Source organism: Citrifermentans bemidjiense Bem (assembly GCF_000020725.1).
In the GTDB taxonomy this organism is placed as follows: domain Bacteria; phylum Desulfobacterota; class Desulfuromonadia; order Geobacterales; family Geobacteraceae; genus Geomonas; species Geomonas bemidjiensis.
Window position 1 is genome coordinate 3,804,573 of record NC_011146.1, and the last position, 17,218, is coordinate 3,821,790.

General features: G+C 59.9%; 19 protein-coding genes. 9 read left to right on the forward strand and 10 right to left on the reverse strand.

Translation table 11 applies throughout. The features are described from left to right. Positions 1 to 237: 237 nt before the first annotated feature. Both GBEM_RS16500 and GBEM_RS16505 read right to left on the reverse strand, forming a co-directional pair. Complete coding sequence (locus tag GBEM_RS16500) at positions 238 to 1,632, reverse strand: NDP-hexose 2,3-dehydratase family protein (protein WP_012531736.1); 1,395 nt, start codon at positions 1,630 to 1,632, stop codon at positions 238 to 240. Then, positions 1,622 to 2,575 (reverse strand): glycosyltransferase family 2 protein, encoded by a 954-nt coding sequence (locus tag GBEM_RS16505; RefSeq protein WP_012531737.1) that lies wholly within the window; start codon positions 2,573 to 2,575, stop codon positions 1,622 to 1,624. The genes GBEM_RS16500 and GBEM_RS16505 overlap by 11 nt, the downstream gene beginning before the upstream one ends. Before the next feature lie 305 nt (positions 2,576 to 2,880). Between GBEM_RS16505 and GBEM_RS21540 the strand changes: the two genes are divergently transcribed. Next, positions 2,881 to 3,186 carry a hypothetical protein gene (locus GBEM_RS21540; RefSeq protein ID WP_169308693.1) on the forward strand — a complete coding sequence of 102 codons (306 nt, stop codon included), beginning with the start codon at positions 2,881 to 2,883 and terminating at the stop codon, positions 3,184 to 3,186. A gap of 140 nt (positions 3,187 to 3,326) precedes the next feature. Here GBEM_RS21540 and GBEM_RS16515 read toward each other — a convergent pair whose 3' ends face one another. The 3 genes from GBEM_RS16515 to GBEM_RS16525 form a co-directional block, all read right to left on the reverse strand. Further along, entirely contained in the window at positions 3,327 to 3,935 is a 609-nt protein-coding gene (locus GBEM_RS16515; RefSeq protein WP_012531739.1) for a MarC family protein, read from the reverse strand. Between the two features lie 160 nt (positions 3,936 to 4,095). Continuing rightward, complete coding sequence (locus GBEM_RS16520) at positions 4,096 to 5,085, reverse strand: NAD(P)H-quinone oxidoreductase (protein ID WP_012531740.1); 990 nt, start codon at positions 5,083 to 5,085, stop codon at positions 4,096 to 4,098. 103 nt (positions 5,086 to 5,188) lie between these two features. After that, a complete protein-coding gene (locus tag GBEM_RS16525; protein WP_226373980.1) occupies positions 5,189 to 5,527 on the reverse strand; it encodes a hypothetical protein in 339 nt (112 codons plus the stop codon). Positions 5,528 to 5,701: 174 nt separating this feature from the next. Here GBEM_RS16525 and GBEM_RS16530 point away from each other — a divergent pair, with 174 nt between their 5' ends. The 5 genes from GBEM_RS16530 (at position 5,702) to GBEM_RS16550 (ending at position 9,715) form a co-directional block, all read left to right on the forward strand. After that, entirely contained in the window at positions 5,702 to 6,445 is a 744-nt protein-coding gene (locus GBEM_RS16530; RefSeq protein ID WP_012531742.1) for a YebC/PmpR family DNA-binding transcriptional regulator, read from the forward strand. A 76-nt stretch (positions 6,446 to 6,521) separates the two neighbouring features. Then, on the forward strand, positions 6,522 to 7,016 hold the full coding sequence (gene ruvC / locus GBEM_RS16535) for a crossover junction endodeoxyribonuclease RuvC (protein WP_012531743.1): 495 nt from the start codon (positions 6,522 to 6,524) through the stop codon (positions 7,014 to 7,016). Between the two features lie 65 nt (positions 7,017 to 7,081). After that, positions 7,082 to 7,681 (forward strand): Holliday junction branch migration protein RuvA, encoded by a 600-nt coding sequence (gene ruvA, locus GBEM_RS16540; protein ID WP_012531744.1) that lies wholly within the window; start codon positions 7,082 to 7,084, stop codon positions 7,679 to 7,681. A 104-nt stretch (positions 7,682 to 7,785) separates the two neighbouring features. Further along, positions 7,786 to 8,799, forward strand: a complete 1,014-nt coding sequence (gene ruvB / locus GBEM_RS16545) for a Holliday junction branch migration DNA helicase RuvB (RefSeq protein ID WP_012531745.1) — start codon at positions 7,786 to 7,788, stop codon at positions 8,797 to 8,799. Positions 8,800 to 9,010: 211 nt separating this feature from the next. Further along, positions 9,011 to 9,715, forward strand: coding sequence for a DnaA/Hda family protein (locus GBEM_RS16550; RefSeq protein WP_012531746.1), 705 nt, complete (start codon positions 9,011 to 9,013; stop codon positions 9,713 to 9,715). Between the two features lie 187 nt (positions 9,716 to 9,902). On the opposite strand, the gene ettA is transcribed toward GBEM_RS16550, so the two are convergent. From ettA to trpB, 4 genes are all read right to left on the reverse strand, one after another. After that, on the reverse strand, positions 9,903 to 11,801 hold the full coding sequence (gene ettA / locus GBEM_RS16555) for an energy-dependent translational throttle protein EttA (protein WP_012531747.1): 1,899 nt from the start codon (positions 11,799 to 11,801) through the stop codon (positions 9,903 to 9,905). 262 nt (positions 11,802 to 12,063) lie between these two features. Next, the gene (locus GBEM_RS16560) at positions 12,064 to 12,561 is read right to left on the reverse strand and encodes an LEA type 2 family protein (RefSeq protein WP_012531748.1); all 498 of its coding nucleotides are present in this window, start codon (positions 12,559 to 12,561) and stop codon (positions 12,064 to 12,066) included. A gap of 117 nt (positions 12,562 to 12,678) precedes the next feature. Further along, positions 12,679 to 13,368 carry a transglycosylase SLT domain-containing protein gene (locus GBEM_RS16565; protein ID WP_012531749.1) on the reverse strand — a complete coding sequence of 230 codons (690 nt, stop codon included), beginning with the start codon at positions 13,366 to 13,368 and terminating at the stop codon, positions 12,679 to 12,681. 239 nt (positions 13,369 to 13,607) lie between these two features. Beyond that, positions 13,608 to 14,798 (reverse strand): tryptophan synthase subunit beta, encoded by a 1,191-nt coding sequence (trpB, locus tag GBEM_RS16570; RefSeq protein ID WP_012531750.1) that lies wholly within the window; start codon positions 14,796 to 14,798, stop codon positions 13,608 to 13,610. A 267-nt stretch (positions 14,799 to 15,065) separates the two neighbouring features. Between trpB and GBEM_RS16575 the strand changes: the two genes are divergently transcribed. Beyond that, positions 15,066 to 15,542, forward strand: coding sequence for a tRNA (cytidine(34)-2'-O)-methyltransferase (locus tag GBEM_RS16575; RefSeq protein WP_012531751.1), 477 nt, complete (start codon positions 15,066 to 15,068; stop codon positions 15,540 to 15,542). 12 nt (positions 15,543 to 15,554) lie between these two features. Then, on the forward strand, positions 15,555 to 15,878 hold the full coding sequence (locus GBEM_RS16580) for a cupin domain-containing protein (protein ID WP_012531752.1): 324 nt from the start codon (positions 15,555 to 15,557) through the stop codon (positions 15,876 to 15,878). A gap of 10 nt (positions 15,879 to 15,888) precedes the next feature. On the opposite strand, the gene GBEM_RS16585 is transcribed toward GBEM_RS16580, so the two are convergent. After that, positions 15,889 to 16,473, reverse strand: a complete 585-nt coding sequence (locus tag GBEM_RS16585; protein WP_012531753.1) for an exopolysaccharide biosynthesis protein — start codon at positions 16,471 to 16,473, stop codon at positions 15,889 to 15,891. 226 nt (positions 16,474 to 16,699) lie between these two features. Between GBEM_RS16585 and GBEM_RS16590 the strand changes: the two genes are divergently transcribed. Then, the gene (locus GBEM_RS16590) at positions 16,700 to 17,200 is read left to right on the forward strand and encodes a rubrerythrin family protein (protein ID WP_012531754.1); all 501 of its coding nucleotides are present in this window, start codon (positions 16,700 to 16,702) and stop codon (positions 17,198 to 17,200) included. Positions 17,201 to 17,218 lie beyond the last annotated feature (18 nt).

A 17,218-nucleotide genomic window follows, 5' to 3' on the forward strand; every position in this document is an offset into this window, starting at 1 on the left:
CCTCAGTTCGTTCCAGGTTCCCCGGAATTCGATCTCGTTCCCAAGGTCCACCTTAGGAACGCAAGGCGCGTGGCCATCGTGCAAAGCTGGAGCTTTGGGTTGCATTTGGTTCCCAAGCTGGAGCTTGGGAACCAGAAGATGGGCAGAATATCGATGCTGCCGTCCATTCTCCCTCTCCCCCTAGGAGAGGGTCGGGGTGAGGGCGAGGGGATGGACTCTGTCCCTCCCCCGCTTCCCCTACAGCAAGCAGGAGAGGATGCTGCGGGCGCACGAGTTCACCTGCTCCCCCAGCTGCACCAGGAAAGCGATTTCGCTAAGCGGGATCCAGCGGTAGTCCGGGGGAAGCTCCAGAGTCTCCCCCTCGGGGAGCACCAGGACCCGGTGCAGGTTGTACTCCTGGTAAAACCGCGCCCCCTCCTCGGTCTGCCGGCTCTCGTGGAGCACGGGAAAGCGCCCCGGGGCGGAGAACTCCTCGAACAGAAACGGCTTCGTCAGCTTCAGGCTCCCTTCGTAATTTTCCCTGGCGAACTGCGCCGTCGGGCCCAGCTGGACGGTGAGGCGGTTTCCGACCTCGGCTTTGGCCTGCATCAGGAGCTCCATGCCGCGCCCCCCCTTGCGGACCAGGAGGCCGATGATCCCGGGAGCGGGGTTCTCGAGGATGGGCTGCCCCCAAGAACCTACCTCGCGCGTTTCGGAGGAGATCCGCAGCCCCACGATGCGGAAAAAACCGCGCGACAGGTGCGAGAAGAACCCCTTTTCGTCCAGCGCCCATTCCTGCAGATCGGTCAACCCGATGCGCCTGGTAAGGATGTGGGTACAGGCCCTGCGATCGTCCAGCCACTGGAGCGTTTCCCGCAGCCCATCATCTTCATGCCATACGCCCGCGCCTGCTTCGCCAACGGGGACCAGCGCGGAGAGGATGCTGCGCGTGCAGGCGTTCACCATGTTGTCGCTGCGGATCAGCGCGGCGATCTGGCGCAGGGTAAGCCAGATGAATCCCTTGGGCAGCTCCACCGGGAAATCGTCCCCCGCCACGACCACCATGTTGCGGTTCGACTTGTACAGGAACCGCCCGCCGTCCTCGGTCTGCAGGCGGGCAAACAGCAGCCGGGACGGGTGCGGATCCATGAAGTGCTCCAGAAAGAGCGGTATGCCGCCGCCATGGGCGCAGGTGTAGTTGCTGTAGGTAGCCTGCACCGTCGGGGAAAGCTGGATCCCTCCAAGGTTCCCCGGCTCCTCCTTGGCCTGGAGGCAGAAGTGCAGGGTGCCGGCGATGGACTTGGCCAGGATGCCCAGGATGCCGATCTCGGGCTGCTCGATGATGGGCTGGTCCCATTCCAGCTCGTGGCGCCCCAACCTGTGCCTCGCGTGCACGCCTATGACGCTGAAGAAGCGGCCGGTTTGGTGGCGGATGTTGCCGGTTATCGGGTCGCGGTGCCACCCCTGCACCGTGTCGAGCGGAACCAGGCTCTTGTTCAGCGAACAGGCCTCGCGCGCCTGCCCGATCCAGCCTTCGACGCAGGCGTCGTCATGCAGGGACAGTCCGCAGTCAAGTGAGCGGGCGACCCCTCTGGCATGTTCAGGGGCAATGGCCAGGGAGGCTGGAAGCGGAAAACTCAACTCAGGCGCCATGACGCTCCCCCCCCGTTTTCGCCAGCAGCTTATCCCTCACGATGAACTGCGGCTCCTGGTTCAGCTTCAAATAGATCCGTCCCACGTACTCGCCCACGATGCCGGTCGCCAGCAGCTGGACCCCTCTGAAAAACATGGTGATGGAGCTCAACTCTTCGATGTCGCTCGGGTCGTTCAGCATGGGAAGCCATCCCCTGATCAGCATGGCGCAGACGGAATAGATGCCGAGACAGGTCAACACCGCCCCGGCCGCGGCTAGTAACCGCAGCGGGATCAACGAGTAGCTTACGAAGACGTTGCCCCAGAGATCGGCGAGCTTCTTCATGGTATAACCGGACCGCCCCTCCCGCCGCACGTCGTGCCGTACCTGGACCGTACCTATGTTCCGTGTGGTGCGCAGGATGAGGGCATCGAGGTAGACGTTGGGGCTTCTGTGCACGACGAGATGGTCCACCAGGAAGCGGTTCATCGCCTTGAAACTGGATAGGTAGAGGTTCGCCGGCTTGTCGAGCGTCACGCGTGCCAAGGTGCCGTTCAGGTAGCTCCCGAGGTTGCGATACCAGCTGTCGCTCTTGGTTGCATACTGGCAGTAAACGACGTCGTACCCCTTCTTTATCTCGGTCAAAAGCTTGGGCACTTCTTCCGGCGGGTTTTGGAAATCGTCGTCCATGACGACGACGTAATCGCCGCAGGTATGGTTCAATCCAGCCATCACCGCGTTGTGCTCGCTGAAGTTGCGAGACAAGGCGAGATAGGTGACGGTCTGGGGAAACTCGTCGCAGAGAGTGCGGCAGATGCGGTCACTTTCGTCGCGGCTGTAATCGTTGACCAGTACGATGTCGAGCCGGTAATCGCCCGACAGCTCCGAAATGAGGGCGCGGCAGAGCGGGCCGATGGTTTTCTCGGCGTTATAGACAGGAATTACGATGGAAATGGGAATCATTTATCCTATTTTGCGCAATTTTCCGTGCGCTGACGGGTGTACGCGAAGCGGCGCTGACGCAGGTTCTTCGGCTTGCCGAGGCAGAGAGGCCGGCGAAAGACGTCGCCTGCTCGCGGCACGGCTGCTGAGAATGACTGCGGATGCGACGGAGATGCGCCCCGCTCGGCTGCAAGCGGGCCGGAGACACCTGGGACAAACCATCTTCGCGCCGCTATGCGTATTGGTAACGCGGGTGACGGCGGTAGCATGGCCGGTCGGAACAGGTCAGGGGATCAGCAAGAAGGTGGGGAGCGCCCGTGGAGGGAATGCAGTTCAGGATCTACGAGATGGGGAGCCAGGAAGCAGGCGGAGGCAACCGTCGTGTTCCAGACGGTTTTGCAGCACCCAAAGGAGAGGAATTCGGCGTCGATGACGTGGACGGGAACAGTTTCGCTGCAGTGGGCAGAGCTTGGCGCTTTCTTGCCGCACAGGTTGAGGACGGCCCGCGGCTTGGGCTTGGGCCCGGGGCCATGTTCGAGAAGCGCAATCCTCATTCCGGCGAAAGCCAGGAAGAACATCACTGCGCATGCCGCCGCAGTTTTTACCATTCTGCTGTTGACCATGAACGTTAAGCCTGACTCCCGGGACATCTACTCTCAAAAAGCGCAAAGGACAGCTAAGGCGACCGCAACATAGCGTAAAACGGATAAAAAAGTCAACATTAATTCACTAAAGTACATTTTTCGACAGGAGACATAGGGAGATTCCCTCCTCATTTGACCTGCAGAAAATTTCTGACTCCCGTGAATACGATTTGGGCTGCGAGGGCCGCGACGAATAGGCCGGTGAGCTTGCTGAGGATGGTGATCCCCTTTTTGCCGACGATGTGTTCGATGAAGGAGGCGCAGACAAGGAGGATGCCGACGCAAAGAACCGCCGCCGCGAGTGCCGCAAGGCCTACGAACACCTGCCAGTTGTGCTGCACCTCGGCCCCCATGACCAGGAGCGCACCGGTGGTGCCGGGGCCTACGGTCACCGGTATGGCGAGAGGTACCACGGAGATGGCGCCGCGCTTCTCGCTGGGAGGCGCGCTGTCGTCGCCGTGCACCATGTGCACCGCCGACAGGAACAAGAGGCTACCGGCGCCGATCCTGAAGGAGTCGAGCGTGATGCCGAAGAGCGAGAAGAGGGTGTTGCCGAAGGAGTAGAGGACGAAGCAGGCGACCAAGACGGCGAGGGTGACCCGAAGCGCGGTGGCGCGTCGTTCCGAGGCCGAGAGTTCAGGCGTCATGGCGAGGAAAGTGGAGAGGACGAAGAAGGGAGTCAGCAGGAAGAAAAACCTGATCCACACGGTGAAGAAAAACTCTGAATACGTTTCCATCCTGAGACTGGCTCTCCTGTTAAAAGCTTTCACCACAGAGGTACACAGAGGTACACAGAGGAAGGCAGAAACAAGGAAACAAGGCGGGTTTAAACCTTTTAAAAGATTTTGGTTTTACCCTGTGCTCCTCTGTGTACCTCTGTGGTGATGCTTTTGTTTTTTATTCAGCTACTTTCAGAACTATCTTTCCGAAGTGCTTGTCTTGTTCCATCATCCGGTGCGCTTCGACCACCTGATCGATGGGGAACGCCTTCTCGATGATCGGCACGATGGTGCGGTCGGCGAACTTCGGCATGGCGCGGCGCACGAACTCGGCCGCGATCTCCCCCTTCTCGGAAACCGGACGCGAACGGAGCACGCTGCCAATGATCTGCTGGCGCTTCACCATCATGAGGGCCAGGTTCAGCTCGGCCTTGATGCCAGAGATGACCCCGATGATGACGAGCCTCCCCTTGTACCCCAAGGAGTTCATGTTGGGTGCCAGGTACTTGGCGCCAACGTGGTCCAGGATGACGTCGACACCCTTTTTGTTGGTGAACTCCTTGACCGCCTCGGAGAAGTCCGGGGTCTCCTTGAAGTTGATCACCAGGTCGGCCCCCAACTGCTTCACGCGCTCCAGCTTCTCGGGCGAGGCGGTGACGATCAGCTTGGACTTCGGCGCCAGGGCCTTGCAGAGCTGGATGGCAGCGGTGTTAACCCCGCCGCCGCCGCCATGCAGGATCGCCGTCTCGCCGTCCTTAAGCCCGCCTATCATGAAGACGTTGAGGAAAGCGGTGATGTAGGACTCGCAGATGCAGGCCGCCTCCTCGAAGCTCACCGTCTCGGGGACTGGCATCAGGTGGCAGGCGTAGGCGACTGCGTACTCGGCATAACCGCCGCCCCCCACAAGCGACACCACGCGGTCGCCTTTCTTCCAGCCGGTTACGCCCGGTCCAAGCTCCTCGATGATGCCCGCGACCTCTAACCCGAGGATTTCGGAATCGCCCGGCGGGGGGGGATATTTCCCTTCGCGCTGCACCAGGTCGGGGCGGTTGATGGAGGTTGCATAGACCTTGACCAGCACCTCTCCTTCTTTGGGGACCGGCCTGTCCACTTCACCCAGCTTCAGAACCTCGACACCGCCAAAACCCTCCATCAGCACAGCTTTCATGGTTTCCCTCCAGAAAAATTAAATTGATAGCGTATACAGGCGCACACTATCTCAAAAACAGGCGCAATTGATCAACCTGAATTTTGTCGATGGAGGGAAAAAATCAGCGGAATTTGACTGCGACGCCCTTGGCCTTCATCTCGCTGACCGGGTAGAAGATGTAGGTGTCCATCTCCACGGTTACCTCGGGGAGGATGACGGCGTCGGCCCCGATCTTTTGGGCCTCGGCGCGCAGGGCATCGTAAGCCCAGCTGTAGTCGGCGGGGGTCAGGTCGGCATGAGAGCCGTAGCGGGAGCGGCGTACCTGGATGTTGCCGACCTTGTAGTAGGGGCGCAAGAGTTCGTCCTGGGTGAGCACCGGCGGGGCGTTGACCACGTTGAGTCTCGCAGTCGCGCATCCGCCGAAAACGACGGCGCACAGAAGCAGAAATACCGGCAACACTCTTTGCAAACAACCTCCCATATTCTTCACCTCTTTCGGCAGTCAGCGCTGCACCCTGTACGGTCATAAATCCGGTGACAGTTTAACTGTCATTTTCCCACTTTACAACCGTCTTTTGGCCATGATAGTATTTCGCGTTTCAATCACCAAACTGATTCGGAAAGGAAGCAGCTTATGTCAGGACATAATAAATGGAGCACCATCAAACACAAGAAAGGCGCCGCCGATGCCAAGCGGGGCAAAGTATTCACCAAGATAATCAAGGAAATCACCGTTGCCGCGAAACTCGGCGGCGGGGATCCGGACGGCAACCCGCGCCTTAGAACCGCTATAGATAAGGCAAAAGGCGAGAACATGCCGAAGGACAACGTCGAGCGCGCGATCAAAAAGGGCGTCGGCGGCCTGGAAGGGACCACCTACGAAGAGACCACCTACGAGGGTTACGGCCCCGGCGGCACCGCGGTTCTGGTCGAGGTCATGACCGACAACCGCAACCGCACCGTCTCCGATGTGAGGAGCATATTCACCAAGTGCAACGGCAACATGGGTGAGTCCGGCTGTGTTTCCTGGCTTTTCGACAAGAAGGGATTGCTGGTTTTCCCGAAGAGCATCGACTTCGACAAGCTGTTCGAAGCCTCCATCGAGGCGGGCGCCGACGACGTGACCGATGAAGACGAGCAGTACGAAGTGCTGACCGACCCGGCCGCGTTCCACCAGGTGAAGACTGCCCTGGAGGGAGCAGGCTTCAAGGCCGAGTCCGCCGAGATCACCATGATTCCGCAGACCATGGTGAAGCTTGAAGGAAAGAACGCAGAGAACATGCTGAAGCTGATGGACCGTATGGAAGACAACGACGACGTCCAGAACGTCTACGCGAACTTCGACATCTCCGAAGAAGAGATGGAAAAGATGATGTAGCAAAGGCAGGGTCTTTTGTGGTACTAAGAGCGCGGGCTTGTCCCCGCGCTTTTTTTTTAACTTTCAGGATTCAAACATGATCATTCTCGGCATCGACCCAGGCTCCCGCAAGACCGGCTACGGCATCATCTCCAAACAGGGAAACCGCCTGATCCACGTCGACAACGGCGCCATCTTCACCCAGAGCGCCAAAGACTTCCCCGAGAGGCTGGAGAAGATCTTCACCGGGCTCTCCGAGATCATCGCGCAGTACCGCCCCGAGGTGGTCGCGGTGGAGGACGTGTTCCTGGCGAAGAACGCCCAGAGCGCCTTGAAGCTCGGGCAGGCGCGCGGCGCGGCCATCGTCGCCGCGGTGAACGTCGGCCTCCCGGTCCACGAGTACACGGCGATGCAGGTGAAGCAGGCGGTGGTCGGCACCGGTCGCGCAGAAAAGGCGCAGGTGCAGCAGATGATCAAGGCGCTTTTGAACCTGCCGGAGGTGGCGCAGGAAGACGCCTCCGACGCCCTGGCGGTCGCCATCTGCCACGCCCACTCCGCAGGCATCAATGCCCTTTTTAAAAACGTCAGGTAGCCACTAATGTTTCTTCACCGTCAATTGTCAATTGTCCATTGCCAATTGGTTCAGGAGAGTTTTTTATGATCGCGCTCCTTACCGGAAAGCTCGCCTACAAATCCCCCGAGTTCATCATCCTGGACGTCAACGGCGTGGGATACCAGGTGCACATCCCCTTCTCCACCTACTACACCCTCCCCGTCGAAGGGGGCGCGCTGTCGCTGCAGATCCACACCTCGGTGAAGGAAGACGCCATCAACCTGTACGGCTTCCGAACCCAGCAGGAGAAGGAACTGTTCCAGCTCCTGATCGGCGTCTCAGGCGTGGGGCCGAAGCTCGCCACCGGCATACTTTCCAACAGCGAGCCTTCCGAGCTTGCCGATTCGCTCGTCAACGGCAACCTGGCCCGGCTCTCCGCCATTCCCGGCATCGGCAAGAAAACAGCGGAGCGCCTGGTGCTGGAACTTAAGGAAAAGATGAAGAAGCTGGGCCTCGCGCAGCCGCAGGCAGGCGGCACCACCGCTCCGGCCAAACAGGAGATCAGGGACGACGTGCTCTCCGCGCTCATCAACCTGGGGTACAAGGAAGCCGTGGTGCAAAAGGCACTGGCAGAGTTGAAGGTCACGGAAGACGCGACCGTCGAACTCGTGCTCAAGCAGGCGCTGAAGATACTGATGAAGTAGGCGACGCAGCAGGCGTATCCCTCCGGCATGCCCCTTGACCTTTATCTCCAACTGTTATAATTTGGCCCCTTGCATTTTGCAGGATTGCCGCAGCAAGGAGAGCCATGACCCGCCTTATCAGCGCAGATAAATCAGAAGACGACCTCCTTGAGGCGTCGCTGCGCCCGCGGGCGCTCTCCGACTACGTAGGGCAGGAAAAGGCCAAAGGAAACCTGGGACTTTTCATCGACGCCGCCCGCGGCAGAAGCGAGGCGCTCGACCACGTGCTCCTGTACGGCCCGCCGGGACTCGGCAAGACCACGCTGGCCAACATCATCGCCTGCGAGATGGGGGTCAATATCAAGTCCACCTCCGGCCCGGTGATCGAGCGTCCCGGCGACCTGGCGGCCATCCTCACCAACCTGGAAGCGCACGACGTCCTTTTCATCGACGAGATCCACCGCCTCTCGCACGTGGTGGAGGAGATCCTCTACCCGGCCATGGAGGACTTTCAGCTCGACATCATCATCGGCCAGGGGCCGAGCGCCCGTACCATCAAGCTCGACCTCCCGAAGTTCACCCTGGTCGGCGCCACCACCCGGGCCGGGCTCCTTTCCTCACCCTTGAGAGACCGCTTCGGCGTCATCTCCCGCCTGGAGTTCTACACCCACGAAGAACTCGCCTTCATCATCACCCGTTCCGCCCGCATCTTCGGGATGGCCATAGCGCCCGAAGGGGCCATGGAGCTTGCGCGCCGCAGCCGCGGGACCCCGAGGATCGCGAACCGCCTACTGCGCCGCGTGCGCGATTTCGCCCAGGTCCGCGCCGACGGCGTTATCACCCGCGAGGTAGCCGACCAGGCGCTGGCGCTTTTAGAGATAGACGACATGGGGTTCGACATGATGGACCGCGCCATCCTGCTCACCATCATCGACAAGTTCGGTGGCGGTCCGGTAGGGCTCGACACCATAGCCGCCGCCATCAGCGAGGAAAGCGACACCATCGAGGACGTGTACGAGCCGTTCCTGATCCAGAACGGTTTCCTGAACCGCACCCCCAGGGGGCGTGTTGCGACCGCCGCGGCCTACCGGCATTTCGGCAGAATCGCGCCCGAGCCGCCGCAGGGCAAACTCTTCTAAGCCAATTGACAATTGATAATTGACAATTGACAATGGCAGAGCTTTGTTTGCTTTTCTACTCATTACATCAATACCGGCACTGCTTGACCTGACAGCGGGTCACGGCCTGTTCTACTTCATTGCAGAAATACTGGCACAGCACTTGACCTGACAGCGGGTTCGCTTTTCGTTGTCAATTGTCAATTGTCAATTGTCAATTGGTGTTAGCCTTATGCAGCTTATCTTTGATTTCCCGGTGGTGCCGCGTTTCGGCTTTGAGAACTTCGTGGTCTGCGGCGGCAACAAGACTGCCTACCAGTTCGCGAAGAAGCTGGTCGAGGACCCGACGGAGAACCTTCTCTACATCTACGGCCCGGAAGGCTCGGGCAAAACCCACCTTTTGACCGCCCTCTCCAATTCCATCGACGGCAGGTACTTTTCCTTCCGGGACGCAGGCTCGCTATACGGCTCCAGCGTCGGCAGCGAAGGCCCTTCCCGGCTGGCCGAGCACTTCCAGGGCGCGGCCGCGCTGGTACTGGACGACCTGCATCTCCTCCCCAACCTGCACGAAGTGCGGGTCGAGCTTTGGGAACTCTTCAACGCCTTTTACAGTTCCGGCCGCAAAATCGCCATCTCCGGCCTTATGCCCCCCAAAGAGCTGCCGCACCTGGACGGGCACCTGACCAGCCGCCTGCTCTGGGGCCTTGTGGCGCGGATGGACGTCTCCGACGACGAGTCCAGGAGGATGATCCTGAAGAAGCTGGCCGAGGACCGACAGATGGCGCTTCCTGACGACGTCATAGACGAGATGCTCTTGAGGGTGAGGCGGGACATTCCGTCGCTCGTGTACGCCCTGGAGAACATCAACCGCTACGCCATCTCGACCAAGAGAAAGGTGAGCCTTAGGCTGGCGAAAGAAGCTTTTAGAGGCAATTGAGAAGCAATTCAGAGTCAATTGACAATTGACAATTGACAATGCAACCCTTACTCACTACTGCGGCAGCACCAATACAAAAAAGGCTTCTGAACTTCCTCTACCAGAGGTTGTCTCAGAAGCCTTCTTTCGTCCGTCTATCGCCTTGCTTTTCGTTGTCAATTGTCAATTGTCAATCGTCAATTGGTTTTCAATTGCCTTTCTTCGTCTCCAACTCCTCCCACCGCTCGAAGGCCGCGGCAAGTTCGGCTTCCAGCCTGCCGTAGTTCGCAGTGATGGCGGCGATGCCCCCTTCGACGCTGCCGTAGCAGGAAGGATCCCCCAGCTGCGCCTCGACCTCGGCGAACTCCTGCTCCAGTTCTGCAATCCTAAGCTCCAGCTTCTCCAGCTCGATACGCTCGGCGTAGGTGAGCCCCTTCTTCTTCTCGGCCCTGGCGGCCTGGATCGTATCCTTCTTCTCGACGCGCTGCGCTACTGCCGCCACGCGCGCCTCTTCCTTGCGCTCCCTGTAGTTGCTGTAGTTCCCCTCGTAGAAGGTGACATCCCCCTCTCCCTCGAAGGAAAGGATGCCGGTGGCGACCTTGTCCAAGAAGAAGCGGTCGTGGGTGACCATCAGCACGCAACCCGGAAAGGCGGCGATGGAGGCGTCGAGAAGCTGCAGGGTAGGTATGTCCAGGTCGTTCGTCGGCTCGTCGAGCACCAGGAGGTTCGAGTCCTGCAGCATGAGTCTGGCGAGGATGAGCCTGCTCTTCTCTCCGCCGGAGAGGCTTCCCACCGGGCGCCGCCTGTCCTCGGGCGAGAACAGGAACTCCTCCAGATAGCCGATCTTGTGCCGCTTGTCCCCGGTCGGCGTGGCGACGTAATCCCCCTCGCCAAAGAAGTCGTAGACGGTCTCATTCGGATCGATCACCTCGCGCAACTGGTCGAAGTAGGAGATCTTCGTTTTCTTGCCGACCACGACCTTCCCCTGGTCCGGCTCCTCCTCCCCCATGATCATGCGGATCAGGGTGGTCTTGCCGCAGCCGTTGGGCCCGATCACGCCGACGCGGTCGCCGCGCTTCATCCCGAAGGTGAGCTTCTTGAGCAGCTTCTTCTCGCCGAACCCCTTGCTCACACAGTCCAGCTCCAGGATGGTCCCCCCGAGCCCCTCTTCGGTGTTAAAGCCGATCTTCAGCTCCTTGCGCGCCGGCCCCGCCAGGCTCTCCTCAAGGGCGTAATAACGGTCGATGCGCGCTTTTTGCTTGGTGGAGCGCGCAGGGGGGCCGCGCCTGATCCAGTCGGTCTCGGTGCGCAGCAGGTTCAAAAGGCGCGAGCGCCTGGTCGCCTCGTTCAGGAGCCGCTCTTCCCGCTGCTCCAGGTACCTGGAATACCCCCCCTGGTAGGAAATGACGGCCCCGCGCTCCAGCTCCAGCATCCGGGTCACCACCTCGTCGAGAAAGTAGCGGTCGTGGGTGATCAGCATCACGGCGCCTGGGTAGGCCTTAAGGTGATCCTGCAGCCACTGGGTGGTGTCGGCGTCCAGATGGTTGGTCGGCTCGTCGAGGAGCAACAGTTCCGGGGCCTGTAGCAAGAGCTTCGCCAGCGCCACCCGGCGCTTGGTCCCCCCGGAAAGCGTGCCGATCTTCTGGTCGCGATCGGGCAACTGCAGGTGGGTCATCATTTCGGAGACACGGTGGTCGGTATTCCAGCCGCCGTGGTGCTCGATCCAGTCGGAGAGCTCCCCCTGGCGCGAGAGGAGCCGGTCCATGTCGGGAGGGTTCGACGCCATGCGCTCGGAGAGTTCGTTGAAGGAGGCCATGGCGGCGCGGATCTCCTTCAAGCCCCCTTCTATCTCGGCGGCCACGGTGGAGCTTTCGTCCAGCACCGGTTCCTGGCTCAGGTAGCCGACGGATGCCCCGCGCTTCATGGCGATGGAACCGCCGTCGTGGTCCTCGATGCCGGCAAGGATGGTGAGCAGCGTCGATTTCCCGGCGCCGTTGGCTCCGATCAGGCCGACCCTCTCCTCCTCTCCCACCGCGAACCCGACCTGGTCCAGAAGCTCCCTGGAACCAAAGCTTTTACAAAGCCCAGTTACGTCTATTACGTTCATGCAAACTCCAAAACCGGGGGCAGATGTGGCTATCTGAACCCTCGGGAAATAATCGGCGCACCGAAAGCGTCGCAGCCGCGGCTGCGAAGCGCCCTAGTATTGCATGTCCCCTGCCTATCAGGGAAGTCCGAAATTAAAAATAAAAAGGCAGCGGACCCTTTCGGCCCACTGCCAGTAACGCTTTTCCCTGGGGGAATCCGGGAGAGATCTACGGCAGCATGAACACTCCCCTGGCGCCCGCCTCGCCTGGGCGCGGCCTTTCTTACTGGCCCTTGAAGAAGTCGCTGATCCTGCCAAAGAGCGCCGACGGGCGGTACTGCTTGGGAATAGCATAGGTGCCGGTTCTATTGACGGGAACCGTCATCTCCCCCACCGGGGTCTCCAGTTCGAGCCCGGCGGCAAGCTGGTACGGTATCCGGTCCGGGTCTGGCCTGCGTTTCAGGATCTCGATCAGGTCCTGGTAGCTGATCCTGATCGGGATGCGGAAGTCGGCCTCCCCTTGGGCGGGGAACTTCACCTCCTCGCGCGCCCCACCCTTGGCCAGCGGCAGCGCCATCACCCTCAGATCGTAACTGAACCCTTGAAGCTTCAGGTCGAAGCTGTTGGGGTTCTTCACCTTCAGGTACAACTCCATGCCGGCGCCGGTGGGATCGAGCGAGACCACGCTCAGGTCCTCAACGGTCACCATCGGATGAGTGACGAAGCTGGTGCAGCCGGAGAGCGCGACGACAGCCAATAAAACGAACAGTATCTTTTTCAAACCGGGACTCCTCCTTGTTCAGCGGCCCTCGACAAGCCCGCCAGGGGAATGAAAACGGGCGGGCCCCCGAAAGAGCCCGCCCACTATAACACAACCGAACTTCAAACCGCAAAAGGACTAGCTGTTGCTGGCTACTTGCTGCAGCATCCCTTTTCGCATCTCGTGCAGAATCTCCGCACGGAAACGCTTGCGGACTTTATCGTAGGCCCTGGCCGCGGGCCCCGTTCCGCAATAGAGCCTCTTGGCCCTTGCCTTGTTTCCTTTCGCCATGTCGAGCTTCTCCCTGAGCTCTTTCACCGCAGCGTCCGCGCACTTCTCGTCGTCCCACATCTCCTGCGGCGTGTATCCATGGCTTGCGGCCCTCTCCGGCATCAACTGCCAGACACCCAAGGCTCCCTTGTGTGAGACCGCTCTCGATGACAGCTTGTGGCCGCCTGTTTCCGCCAGGGCTATTTCAGCCAGATCCAGCGGTGTAAATAGGGTTCCCTCGGTCTTCTCGTAGCAGATTTCCGCGAGCCATTTGGCCCTGGCGGGTGTGGTCCTGCGTGCAAAAGCCGTGTAAATGGCGGGAACCAGTTTCTTCCTTCCGTCAAGTACCGCCTCCTTGGGCAGCTCCGTCTGCGTGGCAGGGGTGGAAGCAGGTGCGTTTTCCACCAACTTCTCGCTCCCTTCCGCCCAGGCAAGCAGCGCCCGGTCCTGCTCCGAAACACCCGGAGTGACCGGTACCTGCGCCTGTTGCAGGTGGGACTGGTCGCACGATGCCGTCAACATGAGCATCGCGACCAGCAACAAACATTTTCTTTTCATAGATCGCTTTTGAATGGCTTGTGCCGGCTTTAGTAGCTTTAAATAAATGTCGGTAGTGAAGCCTGCGCCAATCTCTCCTTTCATTATAATGCAAGTGGCTCGTCGCCAACCTGAGGGCTCTAGTGTAGCCAAAACCGACAACATTGCAAGAAGCACATTAATTTCTTGTAACTATGGTCGATAAAAAGGGAGGCCCGCGTTAGCGGCCCTCCCCCACTAAAACCTCAGGAATTCATATATTAAAGCTGTACCCCCATAACCTCGGCCACGGTATGGATGTCCTTATCGCCTCTGCCGGAAAGGCAGACCACGATGCTCTCATTGGACGATAGTGTCGGTGCCAGACGCAGTACGTGCGCCACTGCGTGCGACGATTCCAGCGCCGGAATGATACCCTCCTCTCGGGTCAGCACCTGGAACGCGTCCAGTGCCTCCTGGTCGGTGACGGAGACGTAGCTGGCGCGCCCGCTCTCCTTCAGGAAGGCGTGCTCGGGTCCCACGCCTGGATAGTCGAGCCCCGCCGAAATGGAGTGGGCGTGGGCGATCTGCCCGAAACCGTCCTGCAACAGGTAGGTCTTGTTGCCGTGCAAGACACCGACAGTCCCGGCGCAAAGCGGTGCTGCGTGCTTGCCGGACTCGATGCCGTAGCCGGCCGCCTCGACCCCGACCATCTTCACGCTCGCGTCGTCGCTGAAAGCGTGGAAGAGGCCGATGGCGTTACTCCCCCCTCCGACCGCCGCCACCAGGTAGTCAGGGAGTTTTCCTTCCGCCTCCAGGTGCTGCGCCCTCGCCTCGTCGCCGATGATGGCCTGGAAGTCGCGCACCATCGCCGGGTACGGGTGAGGTCCCGCCACGGTGCCGATGATGTAGAAGGTGTCGGTGACATAGGTGACCCAGTGGCGCATGGCCTCGTTCATGGCGTCCTTGAGGGTCGCCGTGCCGGAGGTGACCGGGGTCACTTTCGCCCCCAGGAGTTTCATCCTGAACACGTTGAGGGACTGGCGCCGGATGTCCTCCTCCCCCATGAACACTTCGCACTCCATGCCGAACAAAGCCGCCACCGTCGCGGTCGCCACGCCGTGCTGCCCGGCGCCCGTCTCGGCGATCACTCTCTTTTTCCCCATCTTCCTGGCGAGCAGCGCCTGGCCGATGGCGTTGTTCACCTTGTGGGCGCCGGTGTGGTTCAGGTCCTCGCGCTTCAGGTAGACCTTGGCGCCCCCAAGCTTCCGGGTCAGTTTCTCGGCAAAGTAGAGCGGGTTGGGGCGTCCGACGTACTGCCGCATGTAGTACGCGTACTCCTCCTTGAACCCCTTGTCGGTCCGGTAATGGTTGTACGCTTCCTCAAGTTCGAGGAGCGCCGGCATCAGGGTTTCGGAGACGTATCTGCCGCCGAAACGGCCGAAATGTCCACTAGTGTCAGGCGTGCTCAAGTTGGCCTCCAGTAGGTGTTTGGAGGGGGCACTATAGACTATCTGTCGATAAATTGCAAGCTTACAGAATCGGACCCTCTGTCAAGCCCCCGGGGTTACTGGCTTTTAGCCGTTTATCTTTGCCTTATTTTACGCTTTGAGATACATATATCCATCGCTTTCGAAGCTCTCATTCCGTCTCCAAATTGGGCAATATTTGCTGTTGAGTTTGCCCCTGGTTTCGTCTGCTGAGAAAGCGATGAACTGCACTGTCATAGAGGGAGCGTGATGTCAGAGATGAAACCTTTTCACATAGTGCTCGTCGAGCCGGAGATACCGCCTAACACTGGCAACATCGCCAGGCTCTGCGGAGCAACCGGTACCGTACTGCACCTGGTGGGAAAACTTGGTTTCTCGACGGACGACCGCTACCTCAAAAGGGCGGGGCTCGATTACTGGAGCGAAGTGGAGATTCATTACTGGCCCGACCTCCCGGCACTAAAGCAGGCCTATCCCGGCTCAAGGTTCGTCTATACCAGCAAGAAGGCGGAGAAAAGCTACCTGGCCTTCACTTTCCTTTACGGCGACTTCATCGTCTTCGGCAAAGAGACCAAGGGGCTTCCCGAAGAACTGATCGAGGCGAACGCGCAGACGTCGGTCCGCATCCCCATTCCCGGCAAGGTCCGCAGCCTCAACCTCTCCACCTCGGCCGGGATCGTTCTTTACGAGGCCTTGCGTCAGACCGGTGCAGTCGAAGGTGCATGAAAAGGAGTCCGCATGTTTGCAAACGGCAGCGAAGAAGGTTACCTGGAAGTGCTTGAAGGTATCCGGCGCAAGACGCTGGTCTACGGCGATGAAACCCTGATGGTGGAGTTCCTGCTGAGCGGGGGGGCGCGTCTTCCGCTGCACTCCCACCCGCATGAACAGACGGGCTACCTGGTGAAAGGGAGGATGAGGCTTACCATAGGCGGGAATACACGCGAGTTGCTGCCGGGCGACAGCTGGTGCGTGGCGAAGTGGGAGGAGCATGGCGCTGAGGTTGTCGAGGACTCGGTTGCGGTCGAGGTCTTCTCTCCGGTGCGCGAGGATTACCTCCCCTGACCGCTTTCTTTCAGATCATGTTGTAGGCGAACATGGCGAAGCTTAACCCGATTACCAGGAAGGAGATCAAGGCAAGGAGCCCATCCCGGGCGATCAAGGCCAGACCGAAAGCGGTAAGAGCCAGTCCTGCGGCATGCGCCGAAAAAGGGACTACTTCCATGATCGGCATCACGGCCCCGATGGCGACGCAGAAAAAGGAAATGAGGTGGATCCTCCACCCCTTGATGAAAGCGGGAAGCCGCGGCCTGAGCCAGCGGTCGACGAATCGCGCCGGCGGCCGCAGCCAGTCGATCGCCTTGCAGATCTTTTGCTGTTCCAAAGAGCGCTTAAGCACCCAGCGCGGCAGCCAGAAATGGTCCTTGCCGAAGAGGAGCTGCCCCGCGATCAGCACCACCAATATCCCCATCGTCGTCGGGATACCCGGCATGCCGCTCAAAGGCGAGGTCATGATGACCCCGACCAGGAGCAGCAGGGGCCCGAACGACCTTCCCCCTACCGACTCCACGATGCTCCCCAAGGTGACACGCCCCTCGTCATCGGAGGACTCCCCGATGCGATCCAGCATCTCCTCCAAGGTGTTGATCTCCTGGGTCATTGGTGGCCTCTAGGACATCTGCGTTTGCTTCGTCTCGCCGCCGGCAGCACCACGGAAGGGTACATTAGAACCTATTCAAGTCAAGACTCATCGCTCTCCGAAACGTCCCCTCCCGATACAAAAAACGTATACATATCAAATAAATATAATATGAAAGCAGGCTTGACTGGTACGGCCCAGCCGTTATATTCAAGCATCAAAAAAAAATCGTCCTAGGAGGAATCAGATGCCTACGAAAGAGAATCTCGCCGAGGCGTTCGCAGGGGAAAGCCAGGCCAACCGCAAATATCTGGCCTTTGCCAAAAAGGCGGAGGCCGACGGCCTGCCGCAGGTGGCAAAGCTGTTCCGCGCCGCGGCGCACGCCGAGACGGTGCACGCCCACGCCCACCTGCGCGCTATGGGGGGGATCAAGAGCACGGCCGATAACCTCAAGGAGGCCGTCGAAGGGGAAGGGTTCGAATTCCAGAAGATGTATCCCCCGTTCCTGGAGCAGGCGAAGGCGGAGGGGGACCGCGCCGCGGAAAACTCCTTCAAGTTCGCCCTGGCAGTGGAGGAGGTGCACCACGGCCTGTACCAGCAGGCGCTCGCCGCAGTTGAGGGGGGAAAGGATCTGGCCGACCGCCCCATCTACGTCTGCGAGGTGTGCGGCAACACGGTGTACGACGCCGCGCCGGAGAAATGCGAGGTCTGCCTGGTGCCGAAGGAGCGCTTCACGCTGATCGGCTAAAACTAGGGGACAGGCTAC